Raw genomic sequence first — 26,818 nt, forward strand, 5'->3', positions numbered from 1 at the left:
CAGGCAGGATGGATCAGAGAGTGAGCGAAAAGCACCTAACATACGCGGACTCGGGCGTAAATATCACAGAGGAAGAAAAAACCGTCAAAACCCTTATCGAAAAACTGAGTTATGTTCGAAAAGGGATTGGAGCCCCTCTTACAGATATAGGTCACTATGCAGGGCTCCTGGACTTCGGAGAATATGCCCTTGCCATGACAACGGATGGGGTTGGCTCAAAAGTTCTTATTGCAAACGAGATGCAGCGCTGGAACACTGTAGGAATAGACTGTATCGCAATGAATGTTAACGACTTGCTGGCTATAGGGGCTGAACCTGTAGCTTTTGTGGACTACCTTGCCCTGGAAAAGCATGAAGAAGGTTTTGCCGCACAGATAGGAGAAGGGCTGCTTAAAGGAGCCGAAATATCCAGGATGTCCATTGTGGGCGGGGAAACCGCAACCCTCCCTGATATCATCAAAGGTTTTGACCTTGCAGGCACATGTCTTGGGTTTGTCAAAAAAGAAGATGTTATTGAAGGAGGAAAGGTCCAGGCAGGAGACGCTATTGTCGGCATTCCGAGTACAGGTGTCCACAGTAACGGTTACACTCTGGTAAGAAAGATTATAGAGGAATCCGGATACTCTTACCATGACCTATGCCCCTATGATAGTTCAAAGACCATAGGAGACGACCTCCTCGAACCCACCAGGATTTATATCGAAGTCCTTGATGTCCTTAAAACGTGCGAAGTCCACGGGCTTGCCCATATAACAGGCAGCGGACTTTTAAAACTGAGAAGGGTAACAAAGCTCGGTTTTGATTTTTGTGACCCTCTGGAACCCCAGGAGATTTTCAAGTTCTTGCAGAAAGAGGGCGGAGTTGAGGATCTTGAAATGTACAGGACCTTCAATATGGGAATGGGCTTTTTGATCATCCTGCCGGAAAAAGATGCCGCAAAAGCTGCAGAAATAACAGGCGGAAAAATCGTAGGAAAAATCGTGGAAAAAGGAATCAGGGTTAAAGACCTGATAATAGAGTGAAAAAGTGCAAGCCCGGTTTTGGTATAAGACCAGGTTTTGGTGTCAACTTAGAGGGAAATGAGGTAAAGCTCTATTCCCCTTATGTTGAAATACCCTATTGGATACTCTGTTGAAATACCTCATTGGATACTCCGTTGAAATACCTCATTGGATACTCCGTTGAAGTGCCCGTTAAAACCCTTTTTTGTGGTCTTGATCAAGGCAGCCTTTCTCTTATAGTTCACTTTTTCATAAATTTTTATAACTCATTTTTTCCACATATCCTGATAGCTGGTCGATGATGCCTTTGAGCTTTCAGGAGTCTTGCCCTTCTTCAATGAGGTAATTACTTTTTCATTCTCCATCTCCCTGACCCGATCTATCTCCTTTGTGCTGTCCTCGTTGTCTATGGTCAGGACAAAAGTTCCATAGCAAGGCTTTGTGTAGGTGAAGATCAAAGCATTGCCTTTAGCCCCTAGAGCAATGGGAGGCACTCCTATTATGTGGTAGTCCTTGAAGATCTTGTAGCCGGGGGATACATAGTAAACCTCATCCGAGTTTTTCTCAATATACTCTCTGGCAGCCTTGTAGGTCGTCTTATCCAGGAGGATCTCGTACTTCATCTGTTCAATGCAGCTCATTTGACTATCTCCTCCACCACTTTGTCCAGCTTGTTCTTGAGACGAACAGGGTTGTGAACGTCAGTTGAGATGATCTTTTCGCTATCGAACTCGATGGTTTCGGCCAGAGCCTCGGCGTTCCTGCCGAAGACTATGGAGTACAGCCTGGACTGAGAAATAGCGCTCATAGTCGCAGCATAGGTCATTCCGGCATCGTTATGCATAAAGGCGAAACAGATGTCGAAATCCGCTCTTTTCTCAATAATGTCCTCCAGAGTATTATCGAGATTAACCAGCTTTTTTGCATAATAGCCGTCGGAATCAGATACCTTCAAAAGCTGGGTTGCTGCACCTGTCCCGGCAACGGTTACATCGAATCCCAATTTAGTCAGCTTATGGGAAAGATACAGAGCAATGCTGGTTTGAATTGGGACCTCCGGACATCCCATCATGAGAAGTACTTTTGCGCCGGTCATAACATTTCATCTCTCACGTATTTTACTGTTGCACTTTATTTGATGCGCTTTATCTGATGCATATTAGTTGGCATATTTTATATGAGGTGTCTTACCTCATGTATTTTATCTGTAAGGATGGGATATGACTAATCCTGAATTTCAATCTTTGCAATTGAGATTCGGCGGAAATCCTTGAAAACGAGACAACGTTTTAATCAACCATGTAACCAATAGGTCCACGTTCAATCCCTTTAAGGTCTAATTTTAACCACCCTAATGTTATCATTAATTTAATATATAAATTGTCGAGTCAGTCTCGAATCAATCATAAAACTGTTCGATCTCCCCTGATAACTTTTTATTCGCAAAAGTGTTTCAGAAATTTACCAGATATATTTTACCTATGTAATTATGCCGGCATCATTTTTTGCTCTGGTTTTATACGAGTACCTGGAGTAATTCGAAGTTTCTATAGAATTCCCTGTTTCTCTTTTCAAAATGTTACCTCTATATATCATCCCTTGCTAATTTTGATTTATAAATTTAATTGGTGGTTAGCGGTCACTTGAGGCAGTAAAAATATCGGAACTTCTCTGGCTTGATTTAAGAAAAAAACATAGAAGGTACAAAAATGGTATGCTTAAGCGAGTTTGACTATGAGATCCTCCTGAAAAACGCAACCCTCAAAGAGTGTGAAAACCTTATTAAGGAACATTCGGAAGAGGTGTACCTGGTACCCGGAGGGTACAACGTAAAAGGCATTTTCCTTCTGGGCACAGCTATCCCTGTTGGTTTTTCAGGAGATACCATTCAATTCCAATTCATAAAGCCCTGCTTCGGCCTCTTTGTAATCAGGATGAAAAATGAATCAGAGGAGATCAAGAAACTTAGAGATCAGTATAAAAAAGATAAAGACGTAAGGAAAATAAAATAAAGGCTGACAAAATAACTATCGTCTGTAGCTGTTTGTTTTCCTTTAAAACTCTCTTTATATTTAGTATCAAGTTCTTTTTAAGTTGATTTTTCCTGCATCTCTTTATTTTCAGATTACATGGTTGCATTATACAGAGAGAAGTTTCTACAAAGCGAAACTTTGATCTAAGGCTTTCAGGCTTTTACTTTTCTCGTACATTCAGCCCTGCACTCAAAGAACCCGGCTGCAGGCAGTTCATGGATTGTAGTTGCGACAATCATTCCTTCCCCGATTTCTTTTACGACCATGATGGGCCTGCCTCTGTCGTCTTCGAGGACAACCTGAGCATCGGTTTCTGAAAAATAGCCGTCGCATCCTGCAGGAGGAATAATGTTTTCGATAAGCTTTTGAGCCTCATGTTCGTCTACAGGATTAGGTGTGCAGGGGTTTTCTTCCATTACGTATTTCAGAGAGAAAGGCAGCCACTCGTACTCATATTCTGGTACAAGAGGACTGAAAACGAGAAGAGTCCCGCCTTTTTCCACAAATCTTTCAAGGGAACGTTTGCTGCGCTCAAGTCCGACTCCTGTTTTTGTATACAGTTTATTTGCAAAACCGGTAGGCAGGACAAGAATTTTACAGGCAGGCAAATAAGGAGTACCGAGAGATGTTGAGAGCGCACGGGTGCACTCAAGCCCGTATTCTACAAACAGTTTTTCAAAAAGAAGAGGAGAGTCCCACAGCAGAATTACGTCACTCATGAAAAAGGATAGGAAATTCCAGCATATGAATGTATCCTTCGGACTAAAAACTCATGGAGTAAAGGAGGGCTCAGATCCCGTGCTTGCCAATCCGGATTCGGAAATGCAGCTGATCTCCATATTCTTTCCGAATTCGAAAACAATCATATGGGGACTGGAAGTGACTGTAAATGGATGACCAATACATTTGAAAATACTTGAATAATAAGATGTAACGCGTTCACATACCCTCCTATCGGAATAATCGTGAATTAATCTTACATATTCATTGCCTTTATCGGTACAGACTTCAATTTCTGTTCCTATACTGTCAATAAGGTAAAACTCTTTGAAAACCATTATGTGCTCTGCAAGGGTGAAGGCTTCAGAGGGTTTGCCTGCAAATAATTCGAATTCTCTTGCCATATCTTCAACCGAAGGTAGATTTCCGGAAACAAAGGCTTCGAAAACTTTTTTGTTCATGCTGAGCCGCTGATAGTTCTGCTGTTTGTAGATCTTGACAAGGTTTTTCCAGAATTCCGGTTTCCTCTGGATCTCTTTAAAAATTCCTTCCATCTGACCGAAGTGTTCTTCAAGTCCCTTAGGAACCTTTTCGTAATTAAGAAACTCAAACTTTTTAAGGTAGACTTTAGTTACATTTGACCTGCTGAATAGTCCCTGTACATCCAGTTTCATCTGTTTTGCCAGGTAGAGGGCAAGGCTGTGAGCAATTATTCCTCTAAAGCAAGGGTTGCCATTTGAAAGAGTAAGAATTACAGATTCCGGTTCCGGGCTTCCTATGCACTCTGCATCAACTTTAATTTTCCAGCCAATTCTCTCATTGAGTGCATTTACGTAACTAACAAAATCAGGAATTTTTCTAATAGAATAGGGATTTATTAACTCGTATACGGTCGATTCTTCAATAAGCAAACCTGAGGTTTTCCTGATAAACCACTCAAGCATAGTATGATGAATAAGTAGAAATTCTTCGTCTTCAACCATTCTGTTACGGGATTCTGCGTTTTTAAAATCTTGGCTTGAGTTTTGTCCTTTTTTTTCGCTCTTTTCTCCATTAATAGCCTGAGAGGCAGTTTCGATAGAGTCCCTTATTGCGGCACTTAAATTTCCATTGTTTTTATCCAGAAAGGGCTTTAATTTATCTATGTAGCATTGATCAATCGAGATGTTTTTTCGGACTATCAAGCGGACATCCTCTTCTCCCTTTTTGAAAGTACAGGAGGGTTGAGCTTTCTTAACCTCCAGACTTTTTCATACTTATAAACAAGTATTAAATTGTAGTTCATACTTATTAATTTTTTTGCTAGAGAGTAGAACCGAAGGTTTATATTCAAGAATTTAAGGCATAAAGGAAAGAAAATAAAAAACATAGACAAGCAAAACAAAAATAATTGAAAAATAAAAGGTGAAAAGTTCATTCACATCTATAATTCATTTGAGTAGTTGTTGTATTGAGAGAACAGGGAAAAAATAAGTATCAGTAGTGAAGAAGCTAAGGAATTAGCATTTAACGTATCAATATTAGCGGCTACGGGAAAGATAGACTTTAACATATGTCTGCAAACTCGATAATAATAAGATTTGATACGGTCCTGACCTCAAATACATAACCTGCAGCTTGGAATAGCTTTGAGATAAGCTCTACAAATTTCTCAATAGCAATTTCTTCGGAGAATTGATGTCGAATTTTTATATTTATTTTTCCCTTCTCAACTGTCCTTTCAATATCATTTGCAAGCTGGGTGACAGAAATTAATTTTTTGCAAATAGCAAACATTTCGCAAAGCGGAATTTCCTTAATAGGCTTGCCTGCAGACACTTCAAAAAAGCTTGTCACATCAGGGATCTTTCCGGAAAGAAATGTTTCAAAGACATCCCTGTTGAGATTTATCCGTTGATATCTCTGCAGCCTGTATCTTTCCACCAGAGAGATCCAGAATTCCGGTTTGCTTTTAATTTCTTTAAAAGTATAGTCAAGAGTTCCAAAATTCTTCCTGATCCCTGGAGGAACGTCCATGTCGAATCTGTGTTCCATAAGGAAGATGCGGATTGAATTAGATTTCCGATGGACAAAGGGAATATCAAGGTTAAGGTAGTGACCGAGAAAGATAGAGATTGCCTCAGCAAGATAAGCTCTTAAATTTGGGTCCCCGTTTTCAAGCACTATTACCTCGGTCTTATCCTCCTAGCTACTGACGGAAACTCCAATTCCCCATCCCATATTCCGACTGCGTGCATTTATATACTCGAGAAGGTCTGAAACGTTCTTTATCTTATATGGGTTAAAAAGTTCACTTACCAGTTCATCGTCTACGAGTATCCCATCGGTATTTTCAATAAGCCACCTGAATGAAAGCTGGCTAATCAATATGCATTCTCCGCTTTCTATCAAACTGTTTCGGATTTCAGGGTACTTTGTTGAACTCTGCGTAAAATATTCCAGGGCACCTTCTACGGATTCGTGACCCTGAAGGGCAGCATCTGCGAGTTCTATTGCATCCCTTATTGCAGCACTCAGATTCCCGTTATTTTTATCCAGGAAGGGCTGCAGTTTCTGAAGATATTCATCTTCCATAGAAACGTTTTTGCGAATCAAAGGTTATCCCCTGTTTTATACAAATTGTTATTCAGCAAACAGCCTGGCAGTGCAGGCACAGTATAAATTTGAAGACCATAAACAAGATTACAGGATCAGCGCAGATATATAAAAGTTGTTATTTTTATTAAAAATCCAGACGCGGGGAGACTTTTACAGCGCCTTGTATTGAAGTGTTAGGAAGAGAAAAATCAAATATTATGAGCTCGGAGACAGAATTTACAGTAAACCTGTGTAGGCCAGCCTCAAATAAATTGGAAAACAGCTGGATCAGTTTTAAAACCACACTCTCATCAGAATAGTCGTGCCTGATTTTGATGCACTCTTTTCCTTTCTCGGGATATATTTCCACATCACTCACAAGCTGTGAGGCAACTACAAGGTATTTAAAAAGGGGAAGCAGTTCAGAAAGAGGGATCTCACGGAGTGAGCGGTCAGCTTTAATCTCAAAATATTTTGTTATATCAGGAAGCTTTCCTGCTAACAGGGCTTCAAAAAGACTCTTGTCCAGATTTACCCTCTGGTAATTGAACTTTATATAGAGTTCCGCAAGCGTTATCCAGAAAGCGGATTTTCTCTCAATTTCCCTGTACAGGATGTCTCTGGAACCGAAATGTTTCCTCACCCCAGGAGCTGTTTTCTGCAGGTCATGCCGAACAAAACTTCTCAGGTATACGGTAATTGAATTAGATTTTCGATGAAGCGCCTCTGCATCCATATCCATCCAGCGCGAGAGGAAAATGCAGACGGCTTCTACAAGAAACTCACGAAGGTCTCTGTCCCCGCCAGTGAAATCCATAGTTGAATACTCTTTTTGAAGGCTTTCTTTACAGGAACACGAGACATTAATTTTCCATCCCATCTGTTTACTGATGTAGTTAAAGTACTCTTCCAGCTCAGAAATTGTGGTAATCAGGTACGGATTTATAATCTCATAGACAAGATCTATATCAATAAGCTTGCCAGCACTGCTTTTTACAAGCCATTTCATCATTTGCTGGCTTATCATGACACATTCTCCGCTCGCGAGAAGTCGTTCCCTTGTTTCTGGGAAACTTTCCTTTTTCCTTATATTTTCAGAGGTCTCATCTGAAGTACCATGGATTTCAGGGTCAGGGCTAACCAGGTCAATGGCTTCCCGTATTGCTGCACTTAAATTTCCCCCGTTTTTTTCCAGCAGAGGCTGGAGTTTCTGGAGGTGAGCTTCATCTAAAGAAACGTTTTTGCGAATCAACAAAATCCTCCATCTATTTTTTTAAAGTTGTGGCCGGATCCGAAGAAATTTCCATCTGCAGGATTAATTATCTGAAGGTTCGTGAGGTTCCTGAGAGTTAGATCTACATATCTCTTTCAAATCAGGTAGTAACCAATTTTTTATTTACATTATTACGAAATTAGCACTTCCAGACAGTTACTGGTTAAAAGATACAAAATATAAATAATTTATTATTTCGTCTTGAAAATATAAATTTATGTATTTCGTGGTAGTTTATTTACGAAAGTATGCATGACCGGAACGGCTTTAAGGTCTGCATATATTATCTAGCCTCATGAACTGCAACGTAGAGAAACTTTCGAGGGTCCGTATGATTGCGGATTACCAGTTCGGGAAAGGAATAGGAAAAGAACTTTTCCCTGAAGGATCAACATTCCAGCTATCCAGAACAAAAAGAGTACGCCAGGTCTTCTACTCAGGTAAAAGAATTGCAACGGCGAGAGCAAAGGATGGTTTTTTCACGCTCAGTATTGAAGGAGCTTCTATAGTCCACAGGCTTCTTCCCGGAGAAAAGCTAAGGGTAGTTGTTTCGGAAGATGCTGCTCCGTTTGTGGAGGCAGGCAAAACAGCTTTTGCAAAACACATAGTTGAGATTGATCCGGAACTCAGAGCTGGAGAAGAAGTACTCGTCACAGATAATACAGACAGGCTGCTTGCAACAGGGCAGTTGCTCTTATCCCCTGCAGAGATCCTTTCTCTTGACAGCGGAGCAGCTGTAGATGTACGGGTAGGAATTACTTTGAAAAAAGAAGAATAAATATTCCAGTTTAGGAAAGCCAGTAAATTATCTGTCGGTCATCGCTCTTTTAGTCGATAAATCATAAGTATCGAATTAAAAAGGACGATGGATCAGAAATTAAGATAAAGAAATAAGTAAAGAAAAATAAATTTTAAACTTTATACAGAAGGGCAAAAGGTATTTTTACGTTTTATACAAATTCTCATATAACTAGATATAATATATAAGGTGTTATCCCCTACTGCTCAAAAAAGAAAAATGAGCGGAAAAAATGGATAAGAATATATCATAGATAGTTATTTTTGAATGAATACCACTCATAAGATAAATAATCGTATTTCAGTATTGCAGTTTAAAAACTTCATTCTGAAAATTTAAAGCTGAACCTGAAGCCTTTACGCCAGATAGCAGGAAACAGTTTCCCGGAGAGTGAAAAATATCTCAGAGCCAGAGCAGATCCTGAAGTACTTTCTGGTTCCCGATAATACCAGAATAGAAACAAACAGGATTATAGTAGAGGGAGACGTTATTGTCGGCAACCACTCCAGTATCCAGTACGGTATATCTGGAGACACGGTCATAATAGGAGAAGGAGTGGACGTTTCCGGAGACATTGTAGCTTGCTCTGACGCCAGGATTGACATGTGGTCTAAAATGGGGAGCAGGGTAGAGGTCGGTAGAAACGCCTATCTGGGAGAATTTGTTACCATTGATGGAAAACTGACCGTAGAAGGGGACCTGGACGTAGGAAAGGAAGTTAAAATCAAGGGCGGGTTTGAAGCCAAAGGCTGGATTGTTGTCAGGAACCCTGTTCCGGTAATAATGTTTTTGCTTCTTTATATAAGGGAAATGATGCGCCTCGGCAGAGGAGAGGAAGTAGAAAAAGCAATTGAAGAGCTTTTTGATGACTCTGAGGAAAATCAGGAACCTGATGGAAAAGAACCGGGTGAAAAAGTACTTATCATACCCGAAGACGCAAAAATGTCTCCTGAAGCCATTGAAGCTGGTGGAGAAGCAGTTATAGGGAACAACTGCTATCTGATAGGGACCCTCAGGGTACAGTCTGTCGAAACCGGAAAAGGCCTGACCCTCAAAGGGAGCGTTTTTTCGGAAGGAAATGTAACCATAGGAGAAAGCAGTACTGTCTATGGAAACCTTGTTTCAAAAGGGCAGATACACATTGGCAGGAACAGTAGAGTCTTCGGAGGAATAAAGGCTGATTCCGTGATCCTTCATGAAAATGCAAGAGTTGACGGTACGATAAAAGCGCCTTCCGGAGTTTCTTTCTTGCGGGAAGCAGGAGAAAAGCCAGTTCTTGCAGAGGTTAACGCTTTAGGGAAAGTAATCATAGTTGAGGCAGAGAAACAGTTAGTAAATGTGCCTGAAGAAGGACTCATGAAGGCTGTGGATCTGGTCGAAATCGATTATCTCATCAAAGTAAATCCAAAAGCCAAAAATGGTTTTGTGCCTGGCATGGAAAGAAAGTCTGCAAGGACCAGGGCTCTCGCAAGAACCCGACGTCTTACAGGATCCAGATCACTTAAAAAAAGACAGGAGACTGGAGAACACCAGAGCTAATTAGACCCTGATAAGCCAGGACTCCCGGAAGTGGCATTCTATCCGTAATATTTCAGACAGGTTGCTCCCGGAATATTAAGTTTTTCTGTGGATTCTGATTTTCTGTGGATCCTGATTTTCTGTGGATCCTGATTTTCTGTGGATCCTGATTTTCTGTGGATCCTGATTTTCTGTGAGTCTTGATTTCTTCTTATGGCAGAGAAACGTCACAGGATACGGAAAAAACAGTGCAGAGAACTTTCTTTTCCGGAAAGCAGCAGATAATCGGTAGTATTCTTAGGAAACCATTGAGGAACCCTCAGAGAATCAGGGAATTATCCGATTTATATTGAAGAGGGGGAAAAATTTAAACTAAGAGATTAGTTAATCAGGAAATCATAAAATTCAGGATACATTCTGTAGAAACCAGCGGTCTATTAAGGCAGGAAACAAATCGAAATATCAGTAATTGACTATAAACTCATGTAAACTCATGAAGAATACCCTGCTTTCGATATAAGTTTCAATAAACTTTCAATTTTGAAGTTTCAACGTTAAACTTTAGATAATCTTTCACTATTAAACTCTAAGACAAACTTATGATCACAGCTTTAAGGAAAGGAATTCACTTGACAGAAGATATTATTGAATCCGGAGACCTGCAGGCAAGGTACAATTCCGTTATAGAAAAAGACTCAAAGTATGTAATGCAGACCTATGGGCACCAGCCCCTTGTGCTTTCAAAAGGCAAAGGAGCGGTTGTCCAGGATATTTACGGTAAAGAGTATATCGACTGCGTAGCAGGCATTGCGGTAAACAATGTAGGGCACTGCCACCCGACAGTTGTTAAAGCCATTCAGGCGCAGGTTGAGAAATTAATCCATGTATCCAATATCTATTATACTGAAATCCAGGCAGAACTTGCGGAAACCCTCGCCTCGGTTACGGGTATGGAGCGCGTCTTTTTCTGCAACTCGGGAGCTGAATCCGTAGAAGCTGCAATGAAGCTGGCTCGTGTGACTACCGGAAAAAGCGCTTTTGTAGCAGCCGAACACTCCTTCCACGGCAGGACTATAGGAGCCCTAAGCGTGACCCACAAAAGCATGTACAGGGACCCTTTCATGCCGCCAGTCAGTTCGAAAACTACCTTTGTCCCATACTCCGATGCCGATGCTATCAGGCAAGCAATTTCCGGAAATACCGCAGCAGTAATCCTTGAGCCCATTCAGGGGGAGGGCGGAGTAAACATACCAGACCCCGGATACTTAAAAGAAGTAAGGGAAATCTGTGATGAAACCGGCGCCCTCCTTATCTTTGATGAAGTGCAGACAGGTTTTGGAAGGACAGGAACCTGGTTCTGCAAAGAGCAGTTTGGGATAGAGCCTGATATTATGAGCATGGCAAAAGCCATAGGAGGAGGTTTCCCCATGGGTGCCATTGCGGCTCGCAGCGGGCTCAGCTTTGGGCGCGGGCAGCATGCTTCTACCTTCGGAGGCGGGCCTCTTGCATGTGCAGCCGCTCTTGCTTCAATTAAGGCAATAAAAGAAGAAAAGCTTCTGGCGCGCTCAAAGGAAATGGGAGCTTATTTCATGGAAAAGCTCACGGGTATGACAAGGGACGACGTTGTGGAAGTCCGCGGGAAAGGGCTTATGATAGGGATTGAGATCAAATACCCCTGCGGCAAATTTGTTGACTTTGCAAGGGAACACGGCGTGCTTGTAAACTGCACCTCGGACTCGGTACTCCGTCTTGTCCCTCCACTGGTGATTACAAAAGAGCAGATAGATACGGTAGTTGATGTCCTTGAGCAGGCGTGAACTGATAAAAAAGGAAATTTTTGATATTGCAGAGTACGTTCCTGGAAAGTCCATAGAAGAAATAGCTTCAGCCTACGGGATTGATCCGGCCTCAATTATTAAACTGGGCTCAAACGAAAACCCTCTCGGGCCCTCACCAAAAGCTGTCCGGGCTCTCGTAGAGGCAGCTCCCGGAGCAAATATTTACCCCTCGGCAGATGCACGGGAACTGAGAGAAGCCCTCTCAAAATATACAGGGTTTCCGGTATCGAACATTGTCGCTTCGGGACCTGGAATGGACGGACTTCTTGATGGACTTTGCAGGATAATCATTGAGAAGGGAGACGAGGTTATTGTCCCTACCCCGACCTTTGCCTATTATGAACTGCCTGCCAGAGCCTGCGGTGGAAAACCGATATTTGTCAGGCGGAATCTCGATTTTTCCCTTGACCCGGAAAAGATCCTTGAAGCCTTATCTTCCAGGACAAAGATAATCTTCCTGTGTTCCCCCAATAACCCCTCAGGCAACCTTCTTCCCGAAGCTGACCTGAGGAGAATTGTTGAAAATACGCGCTCCCTTGTGTTTATAGATGAAGCGTATGTAGAATTTGCGGACAGGAACCTTGCAGGGCTTGTAAAGGAATATGACAACCTTGTGATTGGGAGAACCTTCTCCAAGGTATTCGGGCTTGCAGGGCTGCGCCTGGGCTATGGGATAATGCCTGAATGGCTTGTGACAGAGTATTCAAGGGCAGCCACTCCGTTTTCAGTAAGTCTTCCGGCTTTAAAGGCAGGAATAGCCGCACTTTCAGATGCAGAACACCTGAGTAAAAGCATAAATCTTGCAAGAGAAGGAAGGAAATACCTGAAAAAAAATATCCCATTTACGGTTTACCTTTCACAGGCAAACTTCGTGCTTGTAGACGTTGCTCCTTTAAAAGCAAAAAAGATCACGGAGAGCCTTTTAAAGAAAGGGATAATCGTGCGTTCATGTGATTCTTTCAGGGAGGCTGGAGATTCTCTTATCAGGGTAACAGTCGGCACGCCTGAGCAGAATGAAAAGGTTGTCAGGGCTTTTGAAATTTCAAAAATTGAGGCTTAAAACCCTGCTCCTTTACTTTAATCTAATTTTTGAAGACTCAAATCGCTAAATTACTGTATGCTTTCAATTTTCATCAATGGGTAACTCAGTTCAGAGTTATATTCCATCGCGACTTTTACCCGGGAAGAACCGTATTTTACAGTGATTTTAACTTCAAGCATGGAGCCCTGGAGTTCGGTGTACCCAAATTCGCTATTTAACTTACTTTTTAAGAGGTCACGGTCTATTCTCACAGAAATGTTTTCCACAAACGGCTGGACTGAAATGCTTTCCTGAATAGCGTGCTCAAGGCTTGAAGCTGTTTTCAGGTTTACAGGGGAACCCGTAAACTGGTGATAGAGGGCTCCCAGTTTTATTCCTGCTTCGAAGAGTGCATTATCCCTATCTGTTATTTCTTTTTCTGTCAAATAATCTTCTCCTTGCTTATTTCATGTAGTGCGCCGAAATCAGGTAATCTTCGAAATAGCTTTACTGCTTTTCTTTCCTTCCTCCAGCTTTAATCCCCTTCTTATTCCCGTATTCTTTATTGCTAACAACACTGATCAGAGGAATTTTCAAAAAAGGAGAAAACAGGTAAGTAAGCATCAGGATAAACGGCAGGAAAGAAAAGAGCCTCATATACTGCACATCAATAAAATAGAGGAACACAGTTATCCCGAAAACAGCAGCTACAAAAGCCAGGATCTTGATATTCCTTATTTTCGGATAATTTACAGTACTCACCATAAGGATAGAGAGAGCAAGAGTGAGAGCCAGCAAGACGTCTATCCCTACTATACTTTTGCCAAGCAAGAGGTATGTAACAAGCATTATGCAACCTGCGGTTATAGGAAGCCCTTCAAATCCTGCCTTCGGGGTGGATACAGTAGAATTGAAACGGGCGAGCCTGAGCACACCGCAGATAGCATAAAAAGCTGCAAACATCGCGACAAGAGGGTCTTTTTCTCCGAACTCCAGGAATATAAGGAGGGCAGGAGCGACCCCAAAAGAGACTGCATCTGCCAGGGAATCAAGTTGCTCCCCTAGTTCTCCCCCTTTAAATCTGCGGGCAATGTATCCGTCCGCCCCATCTGCAACTGCCGCAATCAGGAGTAAGATCAAAGCAAAACCAAAAGAGTCGCTCTGGGCAGCTATTGCAATGGAGCCAATCCCGCAGATCAGGTTCAAAAGAGAGACCAGGTCCGGGAGTCTTAACATTTGAAAAACATTCATATTCAAAAGTCCCTGTCATTTTTTATTGTTGCTATAACGGTCTTGCCTGCAAGTACCCGCTCCCCTTTTTGAACTGTAATATCAAAATCATGAGGAATTGTTACGTCAACTCTTGACCCAAAACGGATCATTCCGATACGCTGTCCTTGTTCTACAATGTCATTCACACCGGAATATGAGACAATCCTGCGGGCAATGGTGCCTGCAATTTGTGTGACCCGTACATCCCCGTACTTGCTGTGGATAATAAACTCGTTTCTTTCATTCCTTTCCGAGTCCTTACAAAAAGCCGGGAGATAACCACCTTTCTTGTAGGTGATTGCCCTGATTCTTCCGGAAATCGGAGCTCTGTTAACATGTACGTTCTGAAGAAACATAAAAATGCAAATCTTCCTATCCCTGATGTCGATAATCGTACCGTCGGCAGGGGAAATCATATAAGAATCAGAGATTTCTACCTTTCTTTCGGGGTCCCTGAAAAAGACGACCATAAAGAAAGTTAATGCCATTCCCATATGAGCTGCATGATTAAGGTAGGGTAAACTATCCGTTGCCATAGATAGAATTGCAAATAGAGCAGTTACAGACGCAGCTGTGAAAAGCCAGGGTTCAGATCCTTTTGCAATCATTGATCTCAGTCCCTAGCAAATCTATGTAGAAGATATTTCAATTCTTCGGAAAGTATGACCCAGAGGCCGTCGATCATTGCCAGCAACTCAGGAAGAACCTTGAGTACTACATAAGAAATCACAAAGAGAGCGATTCCTGATCCCGCCTTTGCGATATAGTTATGTGCAATTATGAAACTGTCAGTACCAAACCACTGTTCTCCGTAAGCCACAACCACAAAGATATCCCTGATAAGGTTGAGCACATAGATCACGGGTACGGACACGATGAAAGCCGTAACCAGACGATTAAGAGGGGCTTTGACCGCACCTATTAGCCCCATGAAAAGAGCAATGCTTTCAATTGCAGTACAGGCCAGGATGATCTCAACCGTATACCCGTTAAGGGTTATCATATTCCAGTCTTTCATGTATGCCGGAATCTCGAAGTACTGGAGGACCCAGATGACCTGTGAGGTAACGTTTCCAATGATCCATGTATTCAGGGAAGAGAAGTTTGCAAACGGGAAATAAACAAGAGCTCCAAGAGCACTTGCACTTGTAAGCATTGAAGTTATGTCAAGAGAATCTCCCTCAATCTGAGCTGAAACTTCCGAGTGCATCATTTCTCTATTCTTTTTTAGGACAATAGGACCTTCCCTGTACTCACGAAACATTATATATGCCACAAGCAAGCAAAACAGGGCAAATGCAAATGTAAGGACTGCATTGGCATAGTCCAGGGTCTCTATGTAGTGGAGAGGCTGGTAACCCCAATGGATGGAAAACACACCCCACCCTACTCCCCCTACCAGTTTACGAATTCTTAAGGTTCTGGGGATGACGGATGACGCAATCATTAACCCGACTGCGAGCCAGAGTACACTTTCTATCATTTTTCACGCACCTTTTTGCCCGGGATTAAGACACTCCAGATTCTATATTTATTCTGTGATGTTGGAAAATTCCGAGCAAGTTCTGAAATTTCCGGAAAGTAAAACATGAAATTCCCTAAAATAATTAATAGATTTCCATAGAGCTTCTACAAAGGATTTAAAGTTTTCATAACCATAAGTATTAAGGGATTCAAAGGTTATGGATTTTACTTTAATATGCGATTAAAAATCTTGCTAATTATTACCCCCTGAAGAGTCATGATAGGGCACTGGCAAATACCTACATGAAAGTGATTCGACATGGTAAGGCAAGTCCAGGTACTATGATATAGAAGGCCTCATGCCAGATATCTATGAGCGTTACGGATTACATATCTGACCTGACTCAAGACGTATAAATACCTGTCTGGATTTATGCAGTCAGGTACTGATATTTTAAGAGTTATGTAGATAGATAATAAATTCCTATTATAGAAAAATAACGGATTGTAAAGCACCCCTATTTATAAGAAAAATAATCCAGATGAAAGCTTTTGGAAAAAAATAGATAAAGAGCTTTTTGGTTATCCATAAAAGAGAAACCTTTAATAAAGACTACTGCGTAAGTGACTTTTTTGCTTGATGGAGGCTCGACTCATATAACAGCGAACTGGAAAATAACGCAAAAAGAATTAATAAGAATAAAAAAATTGAGAAGAATAATTGAAATATGATGACGAGTTTCTAGAATACGCACAATACTAATATATTATTTTACCTGGCAAAACGCCAGAAAAAGCTAATCAGGAAAGAGATTAGTAAAGGGAAAAGTCTCCCGGAAAGTGAGTTGCGAAGGCGTTTTATGAAATATAATACCCCCAGCCTAACTGTTGACACTGTAATTCTCTTTAAAAACAAGCTTGTTCTGGTGAAGAGAAAAAACCCTCCATATGAGGGAAAATTTGCCCTTCCTGGAGGCTTCGTCGAAATCGGAGAAAGTACAGAAAAAGCAGCTTTCAGGGAAGCTTTTGAAGAAACGGGCCTTTCTGTAGAGATTCTCAAGCTTATCGGTGTCTATTCCGATCCTGAACGCGACCCCAGGAGGCACACAGTCTCAGTGTGCTACCTTGCGAAAGGATGCGGAGATTTAAAACCAGGCTCTGATGCTGATTCCGTTGAACTTTTTGAACTTAACTCGATTCCTGAGCTGGCTTTCGACCATAACAAAATGATAGATGATGCAAAAAGTGATATTAATGCAGTTCTGTACCAAATGCAAAAGTATGATGTTTCCTAAAGATGGTAATTACCAGTGCAGAAAGTGTGGAAACATAATACCGATTGAAAATAACGCAAAGAATTTCGTCTCCAAAGCCAAGATTGACGATCATGAAGTAGTGGTACTCGAGGGTGAACAGACTTCAGGCCTGCCAACAACGAGTGTAAAGTGCCCGGAATGCGGGAACAATACTGCAGCCTGGTGGCTCAGACAGCTCAGGTCTGCAGACGAGTCCGAAACCCGTTTCCTCAAATGCACGAAGTGCGGGTATACATGGAGAGAATACGACTAAATTTCACAGCTTTTCTTTCCGGGCCCTTCTTAAAAACGTGCCTCTGAAAAATGTGTTTCTGAAAAACTTATTTCTGGAAAACGAATTTTCAGCTCAGAATTTCTTTTATGTTTCAGGCAGAGCCTGAAGCTTCCTGATTTTCTGACCAAGATTTATATAGTTGCCGGGGCTTTGAATCTAATAGTTTAGCCCAATTCCATATGGCTATTTATCCTGATTCGGAAAGTTTTTCCTCAAAAGGATGGAAAGTCCCAAATTGTAAAGAAATTTATATAACGAAGGATAGATAAGGAGTTTAAGGCTTAAATTTATTTAATGGAGAAGAATCATGTTCAAGGCAGCGATTAATGCAGAGCTTCTGAAAGACGCGATTGCCGCACTGGCCGTAATTGTAGATGAGGTTAGATTCAAGATTAAACCCGAAGGTATTTCGGTAAAAGCAGTAGATCCTGCCAACGTTGCAATGGGGATTTTTGAGCTTGGATCTTCGGCTTTTGACGAATACAGCGCTGATGAGAGTGAGATTGGACTTGACCTGAATAAAATTATGGACCTTCTGGGAATCGCTGATAGGAGCGATACAGTCCGAATGCAGCTTGAAGAAGGAAGCAATAAACTCTTGATTGATGTAGGAGGACTGTCTTATACTCTTTCTCTTCTGGACCCTTCAACAATCCGTGCAGAACCCAGAGTTCCTCAGCTCGAGCTGCCTGCCAAAGTTGTTCTGAACGGTGCAGACCTCAGGCGTGCCGTGAAAGCCGCAGAAAAAATAAGCGACCATATGCTTATGGGAGTTTCCGGCGATACTTTCTATATGGAAGCAAAGGGCGATACCGATCAGGTCCGCCTGGAAATGGGTAGAGACCAGTTAATTGATCTTAAAGCAGGTGAAGCCTGTTCGCTCTTTTCCCTGGACTATCTGTCAGATATAGTCAAGCCCACAAACAAGGTAAATGAGGTTACTCTCTCCCTTGGAAGAGACTTTCCTATCCTTATTGACTTTGAAATTGCAAACGGGGCAGGAAGAATATCCTATCTCCTGGCTCCGAGAATAGAATCGGACTAAGGGTGGCATGCAGGCTGAAAAACTTGCATATTACCCGTTTACTTCAGAAGCATCTGCCCATGTTGGAAACCTGGGAATTTCCCTGGAAAGCCTGCTTAATTCAAGGGCTTACAGGGCTGCAAGAGCCCGTGGAATAGATAGAGTAAAAGAGGCTCTTGAAGGAGAAATTAAAAAACCCCCTATGTCAGGGGAAGCCCAGGTGCTTTCAGAACTCCTTTCCTATCCCTTTGCCAGGATGCTGGTTGCCTGCGTGGATGACCAGCTATTTACCCGGCGCTATGCTCTGGCAGAAGCCAAGGCTGCCTATACTTTTATGAGAAACGAAAACCCGGACTTTCTGCTTGAATTCGGGGAAGATTTTGGAATCCAGGCAGATTTTCAGGACTCCTATTTTAACATGCATTTTACGGATTATATCCGATTTTCAAATTCCCTCAAAGAACCTTCCTGGAAACTGACAAACCGCCAGCTCAGGGCAGGTAAGATAAAAATAACACGGGAAGAGTTTGCAAGGCTTCTTGAGGAAGCAGTCAGGGAAAGAATTGAACAGTCCTTTCCTATCCCGGAAATTCCCCCAGAAGTTTCCAGTTTCTGTGTTCCCTATGTTGCCGAGATAAAGGAACAGTTTGAAGTCCAGAAAAAGAAATTCGGAGCTACAGACTTCGGGGCTGTTGAGCCAGAGCTCTTTCCTCCCTGTATCGCTCATGCACTTGCAAACGCACAGGGTGGGGTGAATCTCGCTCATTCGATGCGTTTTGCAATGACTTCTTTCTTACTCAATGTGGGTATGTCAGTGGATGAGATCCTTAATCTATTCAATATCTCCCCTGATTTTGATGCGGAAAAGACCCTCTACCAGATAGAGCATATTGCGGGCGCCACAGGCAATACATATAAACCCCCTGCCTGCGACACAATGAGGACTTACGGCAACTGCGTGGGAAAAGACAGGCTCTGCGAAAAAATCAGCCATCCTCTTGGGTACTACGAGAAAAAAGTATTCATAAGAAATAAAGAACAGGGAGAGGTAGAAGGAGAGGAAAAAAGAAAAGAGAACGAAAAGGAAAATGAAAGTGAAAAACCAGGTAAAATGCCACCTGAAAAAGACCCCAAATAAAGGAATTTAAAAAGAGGTATACAGGCTGCCAGCCCTCGACTATTCACAAAAACTGCCTGACAAATTCCTCTGGCATTAAAGTGCGTTTTGAGGCTTCTTCGACCGATGATCCTTCACTCAAGAGCCTTTTTACTACGCTTTCCATGGGTTCGCCAACTTCAACAATATGCATATCAGGATCATAAAATCTGATAACCCGCTGTCCCCAGGGCTGTTCTTTTAATCCGTGTACATACTCAACGAAATCCATATTTTTCAGCTTTTGAAGGAAACTATCCAAATCGTCTTCTTCAAAATATAATTCACAATTGTTTGATTTTTGAACTATGTCGTTTTTGTTTATATTTATTAAATCTGAAAAATGTGATTTTAAATGTATCGCAAAGCCGCCCTCAAACGATACATTCTCGCCAAAATCGTACTGTGCTTTTTGATCGAGAACTTTTTCGTAAAAGTTCCTGGAAAGTTCCATATTGTTGACAACAATAAGCGGGCATATAAATCTCATTCAATTTCCTCCTTTTGTAAGTATAGTATTGATACTGGATACGAGTCGTTGTTCCAAATTATCGTTCACAATGGTAAAAACCCATTCAATTAATCCTCTCAGTATCCGTTCCAATACATTGCCTCTGTTCCTAAAAATTACTTTGGTATTTATTAATCTCGGCCTAGAAAGCTGAAAGTGTTTTTTTCATGGAGTTTCGGGTAAAAATATCACAAAAAATCATTAAACGGAAAAATCAGCTAAAAAGTCCAGAGAGGCATGTTTCAATACAAGAATGATAAAATGATGAAAAGTAAAAATTGCCTGTTTTACAGGCAATTGCGTAAGCTCTTAAACTTTTACCTGAGTCCTGAACCTTCCCTAAGTCCTGAACCTTACCTGAGTCCTGAACATTTACCGTCTTTTGTATTCCCTGCATTTTTGCACGAACTTTTCTACCGGGAAGCTGGCAGGATGAGAATGCATGTATCCTGCAAGGGTATTGTGTTCCACAAGCCCGTCAAAACCGTCCTGTATACCTTTTCCGCGGATCATTTCATATGCAAACCTGGCATCTCTGTCGCATTCCGTAAGAGAGTAATGGAACTCATGGCCTTTGATATTGTGGGAAGAGAAGTTTTTGTCAAGGGGGCGGGCTTCGGTATATCCCAGAGCCTTCAGACGGTTTGTCATGCGAGTATTTGCAGGCACGACATCAGCCAGTTTATAAGTCCTATCGTCAACTTCGTAAGTTCCGCATAGATAGAGCAAGCCGCCGCATTCCGCATAGATGGGCAGGCCGTCGGCTGCAAGCCCTTTCAGTTTCCGGGTGGTCTCTGAGTTTTCAAGGGTTTCTGCGTAGAGCTCGGGGTAGCCACCTCCAAAGTAAATTCCTTCTACATCCGGAACATCACCTGCCATAGGGCTGAAAAATACAACTTCTGCTCCGTTATCTTCGAATGCATCGAACATATCCCGATAATAGAAACAGAAAGCAGGGTCCCAAGCAACTCCGATCCTGATATCTGTTCCAGGTTTCTGAATTGCCTCAGCTTCCGGAACCGAACAGGGCTCAGCAAGTTCAAGCACCGCATCAAGGTCAACATTTTCTTCAATAAAGGCTGCCATTTCCGCGGTGTTATAGTCCTTTTCATGTGCCATGTAAAGTCCAAGGTGCCTTGAAGGGACCTCAATATCTTTTCTTCGGGGAATTGTGCCTATAACAGGAATATTGCCCGGGAGCGCATTTTTTACAAGTTCTGCATGGCGGGGGCTTCCGACCTGGTTCAGGATAACACCTGCAACCCTGACTTCCGCATCGAACTCGGAATAGCCCTTCAGGAGAGCTGCGGCACTTCTTGACATGCCGTGGACATTGATTACCAGAATCACCGGAATATCAAGAGTCTTTGCAACATGCGCCGAGCTTGCAATTTCCGTAGAATCAATTCCGTCAAAAAGACCCATTACACCTTCGACGACAGCAATATCAGCGTCTGCAGATGTGCGAGCAACTGTCTGCCTCACCCCTTCCGTACCCATCATGTAGGTGTCCAGGTTCCTAGAAGAGCGCCCGCAGATAGCTGTGTGATGAGAAGGGTCAATGTAATCCGGTCCTACCTTGTAAGGCTGGACTTTTAGCTGCCTGTGCTTGAGTGCAGCCATAATACCCATGGAGACTGTGGTTTTTCCAACTCCGCTGTGGGTTCCTGCGATAAGTATTCCTTTTGTCATTTGGTAACTATTGTACAGATTAATATATATAAGGTTATTAATCAAGCCGTTTCGAGTTTTTTATGCCATTTTCAAGAAAGGAATGAAAAAAATGAAAAGAATTTTTGAGAATTTACTAAAATAGTATGAACAAATCATATTCTTCAGGAGAAATTAAGATTACACAGAATCAATTAATATCAACATTTATAATGAATTAATTAATATTCAATTCAACCTCTTATGAACCATTATAAAATAAAATAAAGTATTATCAAGTTTTAAATTTACTTTTATCAGAGCATATAGCATAATCAAGTATTAAATGCAGATTTTAGACCTTATTTTCGCATATAAAGGCTTAAAAACATTTTTTTATTCTGGTTTCTGGCAGCCAATGTAAGTATTGTTATACATTTAACTGTACCGATACTTTTGGGTTCCAGATCTTCTCATATAAAAGGAGTAAGATCAGACGAAATCGTTGGAACAATTGGAGGGACAAAATGCACTTCAGTGAAAAACCAATTATAAAAATTCTGGCATGTGCTTCTATTATAATAATGATGTCAAGTTTAATTACTGCAGGAGCAGTTTCCTGTACTGCTCTTACAAAATCTGCAGAAAACCCTGCAGCTTCCTGTGATACTCTTGCAAGTTGTGAACAGGCAAACTGTGAATGCGACTCATGCGACTGCGAATCTATTGAAGACTGCAACCGGTCAAACTGTGACTGTGATTCATGTGATTGCGTATCTATTGCAGATTGTGATCAAGTAAGCTGTAATTCATGTGGCTGCGAATCTGTTGAAGACTGTGATCAGGCAAACTGTGGCTGTGACTCATGTGACTGCGCATTTATTACAAATTGTGGACAGGCAAGCTGTGATTCATGTGGCTGCGAATCTGTTGAAGACTGTGATCAGGCAAACTGTGGCTGTGATTCATGTGACTGCGATTATATTGCAGACTGTGGACAGAAAAACTCTGACAACGGAGAAGAGACACCAGCAGACGACTATGATGAAACTCCAGTAAAAGAAGTCTGTGAAGACGGAGAAGAAACTCCAGTTAAAGAATGTGATAAAACTCCAGTAAAAGAAGCCTGTGAAGAGATTGAAGAAGCTTCAGTAGAAAAAAGCTGTAACAAAGCTGTAGAAACTCCAGCAGATAACTATGATGAAACTCCAGTTAAAGAATGTGACAAAGCTGTAGAGATTCCAGTTAAAGTATGTGACAAAACTGTAGAAACTTCAGTAAAAGACTGTAGCGATAGTGTAGAAATTCCCTGTGAAGAGGAAGTACCTGAAGAAACTCCAGCAGATGAATCCGAAGAAGTCTGTGAAGGCAATGAAGAAATTCCAGTAGACTGTGAAGATGTTGTAGAAACTCCAGTAGACTGTGAAGATGTTGTAGAAACTCCAGTGGACTGTGAAGACGGGGAAGAAACTCCAGCAGAAGAAGTATGTGAAGATGTTGTAGAAACTCCAGCAGAAGAAGTATGTGAAGATGTTGTAGAAACTCCAGTAGACTGTGAAGAGGAAGTATCTGAAGAAACTCCAGCAAAAGAATCCGAAGAAGTCTGTGAAAGCAATGAAGAAATTCCAGTAGACTGTGAAGATGTTGTAGAAACTCCAGTGGACTGTGAAGACGGGGAAGAAACTCCAGCAGAAGAAGTATGTGAAGATGTTGTAGAAACTCCAGCAGAAGAAGTATGTGAAGATGTTGTAGAAACTCCAGTAGACTGTGAAGATGTTGTAGAAACTCCAGTGGACTGTGAAGACGGGGAAGAAACTCCAGCAGAAGAAGTATGTGAAGATGTTGTAGAAACTCCAGCAGAAGAAGTATGTGAAGATGTTGTAGAAACTCCAGTAGACTGTGAAGAGGAAGTATCTGAAGAAACTCCAGCAGAAGAATCCGAAGAAGTCTGTGAAAGCAATGAAGAAATTCCAGTAGACTGTGAAGATGTTGTAGAAACTCCAGTAGACTGTGAAGAGGAAGTATCTGAAGAAACTCCAGCAGATAAATCCGAAGAAGTCTATGAAGACGGAGAAGAAACTCCAGCAGATGACTCAAAAGACTGTGGAGAGATCTGAACAGGTAAGTCCTGCGAATATAATATAAGGCCAGTAGATAAGTATAATCAGTGGGCCAAAAAATAACTTATGTGCGGAGAGTTAAATATACTCTCACTTTCCGCACAAAATGTTAAAATGAAATCGATGAATGCACTATTTTTCAGATAGCTTTTTTAACATTTTTGAAACGGCAAAATTACTATTTTTGGATAATTATGCAACAATAATTCGAACTCAATACACAGAGCGCTATTTTTTAGAAAATCTCTTTACTGGATCCCAGGTTTTAACCGGTGTATTCTAATTCTCAAATTTATTCTAATTCTCAAATCTATTATGTCAATTGATTGTTAATTTGAAAAAGATTGACCAGACAACCTATTTAGGGACATGGCAAAGCGGTAAAAATATAACCTCTATTTGGCAGGCCGACATTCAATTTTTGATAATTTTTACTGATGGTGATTTTGAAATAATGCTCCACAATTGTGTGTAGTTATAAGGTTTACATATGACCAACTATTAATCTCTCATACCAAAATTTAATTAAAAAATGATTCAGTGTTTATATAGGTCGTGAGAGTTGAGCCACAAGTTAACCGGTTTTATACCTAATAAATAGTTGGCTAATATTCTAAAACGGTATCGAGAAAAATATTCTAAACTATAATGTCGACCTGCCGAAAGTGGGATATAAAAAATAGACTTAAAGAAGACCAGAGTAAAGAATTAAATTTCATTATTTTTATTCCTGGAACTCCGAAATAATATGCGCTATCGATTTATATTAGCTGTAATTATGTATTATATTAACTGGAACATATCGCTAGCAGATATCCTTTTTAGCCATGATACTTTTGATTATTCAAAAATGACCAGATCAGGATTCTACCAAAAATATTATAACTTCGATTATATAAATACGCCGGGGAAATATGAAGGAAAATAATTCTGGGAAAAATTCTCTGTTTCCCGAAGAAAAAGAAGAAAAAATTCTGGTTGACCCTTACGGGCGCAAAGTAACCGGGCTTCGCATATCCATTACTGACAGGTGTAACCTTTCCTGTATGTACTGCCATAATGAAGGAGCAGACTGTTGCACCTGCGGCCCCTTAGGGCACGAGATGAGCCCGGAACTTATCTGCGGGATTGTCCGGGAAGCAGCGAAATTCGGAGTTCGTAAAGTAAAGTTCTCTGGAGGAGAACCGCTTTTCAGAAAAGACTTTGAAGAAATCCTCGCATGTCTCCCTCCTTTGAAAGAGGTCTCGGCAACTACAAATGGCATCTTGCTTGAAAAACGCGCAAAGGCCCTCAAAGCTTCCGGACTCGATAGGGTAAATGTAAGCCTGGACTCCCTTGACCCCGAAAAGTATGAGGCGATTACCGGGGCTTCGCCAGGCACTCTTGAGCGAGTTATCAAAGGCATTGATAGCGCAGTTGAAGCCGGGCTGACCCCTGTAAAGCTGAATATGGTGCTTCTGAAAGGCATAAACGAGAATGAAATTGATGCCATGATGGATTTTATCCGCCCTTATGAAGGAAAAGTTATCCTTCAGATAATCGAGCTCATGAATATTGACCCAGGGCTTTCAAAGTACACTATTGACTCAAAAACCCTTGAAAAAAGCCTTGAAGAACGGGCAAGCGAGGTAAGAGTCCGACACCTGCACCATCGGAAAAAGTACATTATCGACGGGGTGGAAGTGGAGTTTGTGCGGCCGATGGACAACTCGGAGTTCTGCGCTCACTGTAGCAGGCTCAGGGTCACAGCCGATGGAAAACTCAAGCCCTGTCTGCTTGTGCATGATAACCTGGTTGACATCAGGGAAGCAAAAGGTCCCGAAGAGATAGAAAAACTGCTCAGGCTCGCAGTAAGCCGGAGGAGACCCTATTGTACGCCGGTTATAGGGATCGAAAAATTAGAGAAAATAAAAGAATAAGAAAAAAGCTTACAATAAGGAGGAAAAAAATGAAAATCGAACTTATGGTAGACGGCAGGAAAATCCCAATGAATGAGTTTGTCCAGACAATAGTAGGAAATGTTACCAAAGCAATGGTCGAGACTCTTCACACAATCGATAGCGACTGGAAGGAAATTTCTATACGTATAGAACAGGACGAAGTAAATTAAAAAAGTAAATTAAAAACAGAAAACGTGTTTTCGGAATTAAAAAGTCGGTATTTATCCGGCGCAGAATTCTATTCTTTTTTTAGACAAGATACATAGAACAGCGTTATTGTGTTCAAAGGTATTTTTCGATCTCTGAAAATTCTATTCTTGCGGTTGAGTCCAGCGAGATCGGAGTTATTGAGACGTGCCCTTTCTGCATGATGGCGTGCACATCGGTCCCCTCTTCTTCTTCGCGGATAAGATCTCCTGCAATCCAGTAATAAGACCTGCCCCTGGGGTCACGGCGTTCTTCAACGTCGGTTTTAAAGACCTTTCGCGCAAGGCGCGTTATCTCCACCGGAGTATCTTCTTCCGCATGGTAGGGAATGTTAATGTTCAGAAGATCCACATTATCCGGCATACCGTGCTTGAGCACGTTTCTGGCTATTCTGTTAACGACTTTTATCCCTGTTTCGAAGCGCTCTCTGTGGTAATCTCTTGGATCGTCGAATTTCTGTCCTTCGTCAAGCACCTGCATGGAAGCGGCAATTGCCGGAACGCCATAGCTTGCAGCTTCAAGGGCTCCTCCGATAGTCCCTGAGGTAGTGATCGTATCCGTGCTGATATTCTCTCCAATGTTAAATCCCGAAAGCACCAAGTCTGGCATCTGCTTGAGAATGGTAAAAATGCCCAGAATTACAGAATCCGTAGGAGTCCCTCCCACAGCATACGCAGGTATACCTCCTACATCTGTTTTCGTTATCCTGAGAGGCTCAAAAATAGAAATCGAACGCCCTACCCCACTCTGCTGGACAGCAGGAGCCGAGATTGTAACCTCCCCGAGATCCGAAACACTGTCAAAGGCAGCTTTCAGGCCTGTCGAATAAACACCGTCATCATTTGTAACAAGAATTTTTGGGACCATCAGCTTTCCCATAAGTTTCCGGATAATTTAAAATTTATGGAAACGCTGCGCCGAATTAACCCTATTTACAGATAAATTGTTTTCAGGCCCGATTTTCATTTAGATAATTTTATAGAAACAAAAATAATATATTAGAGGACATATATTAATTATAAAGCGTTTAGCGGGGGTGAAAATGAGCACGGAAGTCCCGATATAAGAAAATAAAAGGGGAGCTAGCCCGAATTATTTTTGTTT

Annotated in this window: 27 protein-coding genes; 13 read left to right on the top strand and 14 right to left on the bottom strand. The window is 41.6% G+C overall.

Annotated features, from left to right (window positions below):
• Positions 1–20 precede the first annotated feature (20 nt).
• A complete protein-coding gene (gene purM / locus ACZ5A8_RS21270; protein ID WP_464534252.1) occupies positions 21–1,022 on the top strand; it encodes a phosphoribosylformylglycinamidine cyclo-ligase in 1,002 nt (333 codons plus the stop codon).
• Between the two features lie 245 nt (positions 1,023–1,267).
• Here purM and ACZ5A8_RS21275 read toward each other — a convergent pair whose 3' ends face one another.
• Together ACZ5A8_RS21275 and ACZ5A8_RS21280 are read right to left on the bottom strand one after the other, a co-directional pair.
• Positions 1,268–1,642, bottom strand: coding sequence for a DUF1894 domain-containing protein (locus ACZ5A8_RS21275; protein WP_464531389.1), 375 nt, complete (start codon positions 1,640–1,642; stop codon positions 1,268–1,270).
• Positions 1,639–2,097: a DUF1890 family protein gene (locus ACZ5A8_RS21280; protein ID WP_464531391.1), complete on the bottom strand. Its 459-nt coding sequence runs from the start codon at positions 2,095–2,097 to the stop codon at positions 1,639–1,641. Before ACZ5A8_RS21280 ends, ACZ5A8_RS21275 begins: the two co-directional genes overlap by 4 nt.
• A gap of 613 nt (positions 2,098–2,710) precedes the next feature.
• On the opposite strand from ACZ5A8_RS21280, the gene ACZ5A8_RS21285 reads away from it, so the two are divergent.
• The gene (locus tag ACZ5A8_RS21285; RefSeq protein WP_464531393.1) at positions 2,711–3,013 is read left to right on the top strand and encodes a DUF1894 domain-containing protein; all 303 of its coding nucleotides are present in this window, start codon (positions 2,711–2,713) and stop codon (positions 3,011–3,013) included.
• A gap of 173 nt (positions 3,014–3,186) precedes the next feature.
• On the opposite strand, the gene ACZ5A8_RS21290 is transcribed toward ACZ5A8_RS21285, so the two are convergent.
• The 5 genes from ACZ5A8_RS21290 to ACZ5A8_RS21310 form a co-directional block, all read right to left on the bottom strand.
• On the bottom strand, positions 3,187–3,753 hold the full coding sequence (locus tag ACZ5A8_RS21290; RefSeq protein ID WP_464531395.1) for a hypothetical protein: 567 nt from the start codon (positions 3,751–3,753) through the stop codon (positions 3,187–3,189).
• A 51-nt stretch (positions 3,754–3,804) separates the two neighbouring features.
• Positions 3,805–4,938, bottom strand: a complete 1,134-nt coding sequence (locus ACZ5A8_RS21295) for a hypothetical protein (RefSeq protein WP_464531396.1) — start codon at positions 4,936–4,938, stop codon at positions 3,805–3,807.
• Positions 4,939–5,299: 361 nt separating this feature from the next.
• Complete coding sequence (locus ACZ5A8_RS21300; RefSeq protein WP_322225505.1) at positions 5,300–5,917, bottom strand: hypothetical protein; 618 nt, start codon at positions 5,915–5,917, stop codon at positions 5,300–5,302.
• Between the two features lie 21 nt (positions 5,918–5,938).
• Positions 5,939–6,328, bottom strand: a complete 390-nt coding sequence (locus ACZ5A8_RS21305) for a hypothetical protein (protein WP_464531399.1) — start codon at positions 6,326–6,328, stop codon at positions 5,939–5,941.
• A gap of 148 nt (positions 6,329–6,476) precedes the next feature.
• Positions 6,477–7,583, bottom strand: a complete 1,107-nt coding sequence (locus ACZ5A8_RS21310; RefSeq protein ID WP_464531401.1) for a hypothetical protein — start codon at positions 7,581–7,583, stop codon at positions 6,477–6,479.
• Positions 7,584–7,899: 316 nt separating this feature from the next.
• Between ACZ5A8_RS21310 and ACZ5A8_RS21315 the strand changes: the two genes are divergently transcribed.
• From ACZ5A8_RS21315 to hisC, 4 genes are all read left to right on the top strand, one after another.
• Complete coding sequence (locus tag ACZ5A8_RS21315; RefSeq protein ID WP_464531403.1) at positions 7,900–8,382, top strand: PUA domain-containing protein; 483 nt, start codon at positions 7,900–7,902, stop codon at positions 8,380–8,382.
• A 411-nt stretch (positions 8,383–8,793) separates the two neighbouring features.
• The gene (locus ACZ5A8_RS21320; RefSeq protein WP_464531405.1) at positions 8,794–9,942 is read left to right on the top strand and encodes a polymer-forming cytoskeletal protein; all 1,149 of its coding nucleotides are present in this window, start codon (positions 8,794–8,796) and stop codon (positions 9,940–9,942) included.
• A 608-nt stretch (positions 9,943–10,550) separates the two neighbouring features.
• Positions 10,551–11,738, top strand: a complete 1,188-nt coding sequence (locus ACZ5A8_RS21325) for an acetylornithine transaminase (protein WP_464531407.1) — start codon at positions 10,551–10,553, stop codon at positions 11,736–11,738.
• Positions 11,719–12,819 carry a histidinol-phosphate transaminase gene (gene hisC / locus ACZ5A8_RS21330; RefSeq protein ID WP_464531409.1) on the top strand — a complete coding sequence of 367 codons (1,101 nt, stop codon included), beginning with the start codon at positions 11,719–11,721 and terminating at the stop codon, positions 12,817–12,819. Before ACZ5A8_RS21325 ends, hisC begins: the two co-directional genes overlap by 20 nt.
• 50 nt (positions 12,820–12,869) lie before the next feature.
• On the opposite strand, the gene ACZ5A8_RS21335 is transcribed toward hisC, so the two are convergent.
• The 4 genes from ACZ5A8_RS21335 to artA all read right to left on the bottom strand — a co-directional run bounded on the left by ACZ5A8_RS21335 (position 12,870) and on the right by artA (position 15,535).
• On the bottom strand, positions 12,870–13,226 hold the full coding sequence (locus ACZ5A8_RS21335) for a dihydroneopterin aldolase family protein (RefSeq protein WP_464531411.1): 357 nt from the start codon (positions 13,224–13,226) through the stop codon (positions 12,870–12,872).
• Positions 13,227–13,287: 61 nt separating this feature from the next.
• Positions 13,288–14,016, bottom strand: a complete 729-nt coding sequence (locus ACZ5A8_RS21340; RefSeq protein ID WP_416182833.1) for an archaetidylserine synthase — start codon at positions 14,014–14,016, stop codon at positions 13,288–13,290.
• A 17-nt stretch (positions 14,017–14,033) separates the two neighbouring features.
• Positions 14,034–14,660 (bottom strand): phosphatidylserine decarboxylase, encoded by a 627-nt coding sequence (locus tag ACZ5A8_RS21345; RefSeq protein WP_464531413.1) that lies wholly within the window; start codon positions 14,658–14,660, stop codon positions 14,034–14,036.
• 5 nt (positions 14,661–14,665) lie between these two features.
• Entirely contained in the window at positions 14,666–15,535 is an 870-nt protein-coding gene (artA, locus tag ACZ5A8_RS21350; protein WP_464531415.1) for an archaeosortase A, read from the bottom strand.
• A gap of 841 nt (positions 15,536–16,376) precedes the next feature.
• Here artA and ACZ5A8_RS21355 point away from each other — a divergent pair.
• The 4 genes from ACZ5A8_RS21355 (at position 16,377) to priL (ending at position 19,268) form a co-directional block, all read left to right on the top strand.
• On the top strand, positions 16,377–16,811 hold the full coding sequence (locus tag ACZ5A8_RS21355) for an NUDIX domain-containing protein (protein ID WP_464531417.1): 435 nt from the start codon (positions 16,377–16,379) through the stop codon (positions 16,809–16,811).
• Positions 16,771–17,085: a transcription factor S gene (locus ACZ5A8_RS21360; protein WP_229389308.1), complete on the top strand. Its 315-nt coding sequence runs from the start codon at positions 16,771–16,773 to the stop codon at positions 17,083–17,085. Before ACZ5A8_RS21355 ends, ACZ5A8_RS21360 begins: the two co-directional genes overlap by 41 nt.
• Before the next feature lie 328 nt (positions 17,086–17,413).
• The gene (locus ACZ5A8_RS21365) at positions 17,414–18,151 is read left to right on the top strand and encodes a DNA polymerase sliding clamp (RefSeq protein WP_229389306.1); all 738 of its coding nucleotides are present in this window, start codon (positions 17,414–17,416) and stop codon (positions 18,149–18,151) included.
• Between the two features lie 7 nt (positions 18,152–18,158).
• Positions 18,159–19,268: a DNA primase regulatory subunit PriL gene (priL, locus tag ACZ5A8_RS21370; RefSeq protein ID WP_464531418.1), complete on the top strand. Its 1,110-nt coding sequence runs from the start codon at positions 18,159–18,161 to the stop codon at positions 19,266–19,268.
• 43 nt (positions 19,269–19,311) lie between these two features.
• On the opposite strand, the gene ACZ5A8_RS21375 is transcribed toward priL, so the two are convergent.
• Both ACZ5A8_RS21375 and ACZ5A8_RS21380 read right to left on the bottom strand, forming a co-directional pair.
• The gene (locus tag ACZ5A8_RS21375) at positions 19,312–19,776 is read right to left on the bottom strand and encodes a glyoxalase/bleomycin resistance/dioxygenase family protein (RefSeq protein ID WP_464531419.1); all 465 of its coding nucleotides are present in this window, start codon (positions 19,774–19,776) and stop codon (positions 19,312–19,314) included.
• A 393-nt stretch (positions 19,777–20,169) separates the two neighbouring features.
• Positions 20,170–21,489, bottom strand: coding sequence for a cobyrinate a,c-diamide synthase (locus tag ACZ5A8_RS21380; RefSeq protein ID WP_464531421.1), 1,320 nt, complete (start codon positions 21,487–21,489; stop codon positions 20,170–20,172).
• 485 nt (positions 21,490–21,974) lie between these two features.
• Here ACZ5A8_RS21380 and ACZ5A8_RS21385 point away from each other — a divergent pair, with 485 nt between their 5' ends.
• The 3 genes from ACZ5A8_RS21385 to ACZ5A8_RS21395 all read left to right on the top strand — a co-directional run bounded on the left by ACZ5A8_RS21385 (position 21,975) and on the right by ACZ5A8_RS21395 (position 25,677).
• Complete coding sequence (locus tag ACZ5A8_RS21385; protein WP_464531423.1) at positions 21,975–23,564, top strand: hypothetical protein; 1,590 nt, start codon at positions 21,975–21,977, stop codon at positions 23,562–23,564.
• Between the two features lie 917 nt (positions 23,565–24,481).
• Complete coding sequence (moaA, locus tag ACZ5A8_RS21390; RefSeq protein ID WP_464531425.1) at positions 24,482–25,486, top strand: GTP 3',8-cyclase MoaA; 1,005 nt, start codon at positions 24,482–24,484, stop codon at positions 25,484–25,486.
• 29 nt (positions 25,487–25,515) lie between these two features.
• Positions 25,516–25,677: a hypothetical protein gene (locus ACZ5A8_RS21395; protein ID WP_464531427.1), complete on the top strand. Its 162-nt coding sequence runs from the start codon at positions 25,516–25,518 to the stop codon at positions 25,675–25,677.
• A 112-nt stretch (positions 25,678–25,789) separates the two neighbouring features.
• Here the strand turns inward: ACZ5A8_RS21395 and surE are convergent, their stop codons facing one another.
• Complete coding sequence (surE, locus tag ACZ5A8_RS21400) at positions 25,790–26,593, bottom strand: 5'/3'-nucleotidase SurE (RefSeq protein WP_464531428.1); 804 nt, start codon at positions 26,591–26,593, stop codon at positions 25,790–25,792.
• Positions 26,594–26,818 lie beyond the last annotated feature (225 nt).

The sequence above is a fragment of the Methanosarcina subterranea genome, from assembly GCF_055385895.1.